The sequence below is a fragment of the Sphingobium sp. genome (genome assembly GCF_035511395.1).
Classification (GTDB): Bacteria; Pseudomonadota; Alphaproteobacteria; order Sphingomonadales; family Sphingomonadaceae; genus Sphingobium.
On record NZ_DATKFP010000438.1, the window covers coordinates 1 to 5995 of the forward strand.

4 protein-coding genes are annotated in these 5995 nt (G+C 63.6%); all 4 read right to left on the minus strand.

All coding sequences use genetic code 11. The annotated features are described in order from the left end of the window. Positions 1 to 174: 174 nt before the first annotated feature. Positions 175 to 1482, minus strand: a complete 1308-nt coding sequence (locus tag VMR39_RS29135) for an McrC family protein (RefSeq protein ID WP_021243114.1) — start codon at positions 1480 to 1482, stop codon at positions 175 to 177. Next, positions 1479 to 4331, minus strand: a complete 2853-nt coding sequence (locus tag VMR39_RS29140) for an AAA family ATPase (RefSeq protein WP_021688147.1) — start codon at positions 4329 to 4331, stop codon at positions 1479 to 1481. Before VMR39_RS29140 ends, VMR39_RS29135 begins: the two co-directional genes overlap by 4 nt. 684 nt (positions 4332 to 5015) lie before the next feature. Beyond that, the gene (locus VMR39_RS29145; RefSeq protein WP_021243116.1) at positions 5016 to 5744 is read right to left on the minus strand and encodes a helix-turn-helix transcriptional regulator; all 729 of its coding nucleotides are present in this window, start codon (positions 5742 to 5744) and stop codon (positions 5016 to 5018) included. Between the two features lie 53 nt (positions 5745 to 5797). Beyond that, a partial coding sequence (locus tag VMR39_RS29150; RefSeq protein ID WP_325421831.1) for a hypothetical protein occupies positions 5798 to 5995 on the minus strand: 198 nt, incomplete at its 5' end.

Below are 5995 nucleotides of genomic sequence, written 5' to 3' on the forward strand. Positions count from 1 at the left end.
AAACATTGTCCCTCCTCGTGGCCACCCTATCGCGCCATTGCCTGCCTGTCGTCAGTTTCACCGATCAGCAGATCACAGGCCGTCCACCAAGCCTGCCAAGCTGTGCAAGTCCGCCAGCCCCATCGAAGGAGTACACTGACGCAAGCCCGACCAGATTTGTGACGGCGCCGATGGTCACGTCGCCAAAGGCGAAAGCATCCCAGCAACCAACCCGGAAAGCCCGGTTCGTGCGTCATCCAGGCTGCCCGACATATCGACCTGCCCCAACACGAGTAATTCCCTGCCGCCATCCATACCGAACTCCCGCACCACGGCGCCTCCCGATCCCGGACGCGCGGGATAGAGGAGCATCAGGCGGTCGCAGCGGTAGAGCCGCGCATAGGCCATCATCTGGTAGACATCGGCCTGGCCGACGCCCTTGCGGCGATCGAGCGGATCTCCGCTCAGAGACTTCCACTTGGTATCGACGATGGCCACCACCTCGCCGTCCCGGCGCAGCAGGATGTCGGGCCGCGTCTGGAACAGGTGCCCCGTGCAATCCTCGTCCCCACGCCAGTCGCCCAGGCAATAGCGCAGGCCGCCCTGCGCGACGACATCGATGCCGCTGCCGGCAAGATCCTGGCGAAGCAGCGCGGCGACCGCAGCTTCGAACAGGTCGTTCATCGCGAACAGCAGCGCAACACCCTCCCCGCCGCCGGCGCTCGCCGAGGTCGATTGCCAGTCGCGCCTCACAAGCAGACGGGCGAGGGCGAACAGGCTCTCCCAGCGCCGGTTGGTCCGATCTATACTGACCCGATCCCACGGCAATGACGACAGGGGGATATCGGAGACGCCGGCGAGCACGAAACGAAGCTCATCCAGCAGCCGCTGGGTGTCGGGCGCGCGGCTCAGCCGGCGCAGCGCAAGCACGGCCGCTTTCATGACCTGCAGCAGCGGAAGATCGCTCGAGAGCTGATCGTACCGGCAGGCGAGCCGATCGGGCCGGACCGCATGATGCGTGAACTGCCGGGTGACATCGAGACGCCCCCGCAACGCCGACAGATCGTCCTCATGCGGCAGATAGCGCCGCGGGAGGCCTCGCCGGGTTTCGACAAGGAGCCGGTCGGCGAATATCCTGATGAGAATCTCGAGCAGATTCCCGGCCCCCCACCCCATCGCCGTCGCGGCGCCGGCGCCGATGTCGAGACCCAGGGCGAGGTCGAGGAGCGCGACCAGCCGCCGGCGGACCGTGGGCATGTCCTCGTGCGGCGCGTCGGGATCGACCTTGGGCAGGATTTCGAGGCTGCATCCCGGCGCGGCAAGCACTCCGACCATCTGGCGGGCCTGCAGGTAATGACGATGGTCGGAGACGATCCCCGATCCATCCGCGCCGCCAAGCGGATGCCCCCTCGCCGCGGCGACAAGCGCCTCGGCCTGCGCGACGGAGAAACCTTGCGGGCCAACCGGCGCCCGGCCCCATTCGGGAACCGCAAGATGCGTCACGCCGTTTGCGGTGCCGGATTATCGGCCACGCCGTCCTGTGCCGCGGCAACCTTCCCGACCAGCGCCTCATAGGCATCGTCTGCGAAGGGCACGCGCACGAACCAGCTCTTGCGCTCCAGCCCGTCGATTCCCGGCGGCGCCTTCAGCACGCGCTGACCGATGAAGCCACTCCCGAGCACCGCATGGATCCGTCCCCAGTCCTCGAAGAAATACTCCTGGAGCAATGGAATGATCTTGTCGCGCATGACCGCGTCGACATCGGTGCGCGACGCGCAATGCATGAAGAAGGCGTGGCCGATGCGATGCTCGCGATCGACCAGATATTCGATCCGCTCGTTGATGGTTTCGAGAGCCTCCCGAAGCGGCACGGCGGAACGCCCCTCCGCGTCCACGAGCAGTTCGGGGTCTGGCGCGACCTCCCGGAAGGTGAAGCGCCGACGCAGCGCGGTGTCGAGCAAGGCGATGGACCGGTCCGCCGTGTTCATCGTGCCAAGGATGTGCAGGTTGGCCGGCACCCCGAACGGGGCCTTGGAGTAAGGCAGGCGGACGGTTAGGCCATTGCCCATGCCGAGCCGCTTGTCGGGTTCGATCAGCGTGATCAGCTCTCCGAACACCTTGGAGATGTTGGCGCGGTTGATCTCGTCGATGATCAGGACATGGCCTTCGGGCGTCCCCGTCCCGCTCCCGTCGTCGCCGGTCGCCACCGTCTGTTCAAGACCGTCCCAATTCACATGACGGCTGTCCATCTGGTAGACCGAGACCTGGCTCAGCTCCTTATTGTAGACCTGCTCGCGGGGCAGGCTTTCGTCGCTGTGCCAGAGCCAGCGAACCGCCCGGCGATGGTTGTATTCGCCGTTCACGCCGGGCACGAACCGATAGGGTCCGGTGACTTCGCCGATCGCACGGAACTTGCGGTTGCCGTCGGAGACGACGACCAGCGATCCGATCTCCATGTTGATGCGGAAGGTGAACATCTGCGACATGTTCGGGTCGTTGCCGCTGGCGTCGGGATGATCCTGCCGCCACCGCTCCTTGATCGCGTCCCATTGATCGTAGCGCGGATCGGACCAGTCGACGTCGCCGCCCCAGCCGAGGACCACATAGCCCTCGCGAATGGCTTCCTGGTAGATGAGGTCGTCACGTGACGACCAGCTCCGGCCGAGCGACATCTTGAACACCTTGCGGCTGCGATCGATTACGGCCCGGTCGCCCTGCCCCACCTTGCCGCGGTTGCTCCCGGCAACATCGGCGATCCGCTTGAAGATCCCGTCCTGGGGCTGAAGGCTGAAGCCGGCGGGCGCATCGGCGCCATCCTCGCCCTCGCCCGACACGGGACGCAGGCCTTCGACGAAATCCTCGTAGCTGAAATTCTGATGGAAGGTGACGAACTCGATGCGGCCCTTCTGGCTCAGTGCGCGATAAAGCGACATCAGCTCGTCACGGTCCTCCGGGACCGCCTCACCGCACAGGCGCACGGCCTCCCGCGCAGTCTCATAGGTCTTGCCCGTCCCCGGAGGGCCGTAGAGGATGAGGTTGGTCGGCATGGTCATTCTCTTTCTCGTTCCAGCCCGATCGGCCGGTTTCTCCTCGACGGGCGGCAAACGCTCCTGGCAGGTTTCCCAGATGAAGCCCTGCACGTCCCACAGGTCGCGCGGCCTCCAGCCCCATTCCTCCTCCATGATCGCGAAGATGCGCCTCGCCAGATCCAGCACCGCCGCCAGTTCCGCCGCACCGAGAGGCTGGGCGCCAAAAGCGGGGGAGCCCATCAGCATCCGCGCGGCATTGTCGGTGGGTCTCGAGCGAATGCCGAGCATCGCCCGTGGATCGACCAGGGCCCGGATCATCGTGGGGATCGTGCGGCTTTCCGCCAGAGGCCGGCTTGTCGTCCATTTCTCGCAGAGATGAGGCCAGATGCGCTCGGCGCATTCGGTCACCGCAGCGATCGCATCGGGCGCGCGCGCCAGCTTGCCAGCGGACTCTTCCATCACGCCCGGGTCGCTCGCGCGGATATCGGCGACCATCCTGGCCACGCGCCAGTCGAGCAGGTTGCTCTCAAGCCCGGCCTTGCCCGACGCGAGATCGAGCAGAGCAGCGCCAAGCACCGCATCGTCGGACGAGCGATGTTCCTCCATCATTTCTTCGGCGCGAATGAGAAGCGCGCGCTTGTAGTTATCCTCGGCCGATGCATAGCTTGCACTGTCGCCGAAATCCCGAAAGTCGGGATGCTTCTCGACGAACAGCTTCCGCAGGCGCTCAAGCATGCTTCGGTCGAAGCGGGTCAGCGTGTAGCGGAAAATCGTGAACGGGCTGTCGTTCTTGCCCGTCCGCACCGGCGGCGGAACATCGGCGAGCGCCTGCATCTTGGGACCGGCAAGGGCCTGGCAGATATTCTTGTAGTGGTTCTTGAGCTCGAGCGCGGCGTTGATCTCGCGGACGGGGATCTCCACAATGGCCTCGCCCGCCCCGCGCGCCGGCGCAAAATAATGCTCCATCGCATGCCGGCGAACCCGGTCGGCGTCTCCCTGCTCTTCCCCCGCCTCGCCCCGGCAAAATTCCCGATAGGCCTCCGCACCCCGCAAGGCCGTTCGCAACCGCTCATCATAATTGTTCGAACGCGGAACCAGCACGGCAGGCGGCGTATTGTGCGGCAGATCGTCGATCGATTGCCGCAGCGCCGCGAGCAGCGCCTCCATCGCGTCGCGTTCATAGGCCTGGTCCAGATCCCGGTCGACCAAGCCATAGTCGGGCATCGCCGCCTCGACCCGGCGCATCCGGCTGATGTCGCTGGTTACCGAATGCTCGGCATAGCCCTTGGCCATCAGCCACGCTCGAAATTCGTTCTCTCTCACTGTTCCTCCGGCCAGACCCGACTGTCACGCCGCAACGATCCATTAAGCATCGTCTGTTCACATTCCGTAAAGCGCCCACGAATGTGGTGCCGCAATGGCGGCCGAAACCAGTCCGCTGACCCAGGGTTCACCAAACGCCCGACCTCTTTTGCGGGCACCGCGCCCCTCGCAGATGGATACTAACGATTTCTCGCGCCAGCGAGCAGCAGGGCGTTTGTCGTCCGCGGATGCGCCGCGATCACTTGGGTCGCCCATTGTCAGTATCTCACGGATCATTCACGCCGCGGCAGCCGCGTTTCAAGCCTCAGGCGCCACCCTGGCAGCCTGCGTCTCCGCACAAGCTGCATCCAGGCTACTACTCCGTCCACACTTCCGCGCAGGCGCTGGAGGACGGCGAACGATGCATCGCTGAATTGGGGTGGAAGCTGCAAAGCGCAGGTGGCCAGCGCACAACCTTAGGTACGATCCCAGTGTTCGCTGAAAAGGGTTGACCTCGGAGGGCAGATGCAGCGAACGGGCTGCCTGCCCAGCCTTGGAGGCCAGCATTGAAAGCTATTCAACCGCTTGTATTCATCGCCCAAAACTACTTCACCAAGTTCCCGCAGCTTGCCGCAAACACGTCCGGACCAAACCGCCGACGCATGTGGTTTGCGACCTTCTTCGCATAGGGTCAACGATAATAAGTCAGTTCATCGGTATCTGGGCGTCAACAATAGCGCGAGCGACGAGCTCGGAGCGCCGGAAAACACCGTAGCGTTGCTTGGCTCTGGATATGAAATACCGCACCGAGGTCTGAGCAATTCCGAGGATCTCGCCGATCTCCCAGTCGGTCTTGCCGAGCGCGATCAGCGCAGTGCATTCGGCCTCGCGGCGCGTAAGCCGAGGAACATTGCGGCCTTGCATGGCGTGATGAAGATAAAGGCCAGTCTTGAACGCGAAGCCTGCGACGATCTGGAGCGTGGTCATCAAAGACGGTGTGATCGCGATCGGCGTCGGGCGGGAAAAGGTACAGGATGCGTATGTCTCGCTCGGTATGTGCAGCGGCACAGTGATGCCGTGAATGATCCCGTAGCCCTGCGCTTCCTCGAAAAGGGCATGCTGGTGATCGGCAAGCTCGACGTAGTTGGTGATCTCGTCCCAGCCGAACGGTCGGTCGAGTTGATAGCTTACCTCATATACCGGATCGATGATGAAATAGTGGTTCTCGATGTAGGATTGGACGAATTCCGCAGGATAGTTAGTGACAACCATAGAACGCTCGACCAGCCGTGGAAGACCGCCATGCTGAACGAGCGCAACAAAGGGGAAGCCCATCTGCCGCGCGGCATCGGCTAGTCCGTCGCGCAGTGCCTCGATCGAGGATGCCCTGTTGAGGCGTGAGAGCGCTTTGCGCAGGTGCGGTCCGACATACATGGCTTCCTCCTCGTCGGGCGCGTGGCTCTTTGTCCGCTCACCCGTTCCTGAAACTAGTCGTGCAATGGGTTCTCCGAGACGGTAGCGTCGGATGTGAGCGGTGAAAGCAAACGCACTGTAATCTGCGCCAAGGATGCCAGATGGGCGCGAAACGCATCGAGCGTCCCGAGGCAATGAGCGGCGATAATCGTCAGCATGGCGTCGGCATAGAACTGGCGGGTACGGGTCATTGAACAAAGATGATTATGGAA

What these genes read in the sequence shown, in the direction of transcription:
- VMR39_RS29145 (WP_021243116.1), bottom strand. Translation starts at nt 5,744, where the DNA reads ATGTATGTCGGACCGCACCTGCGCAAAGCGCTCTCACGCCTCAACAGG.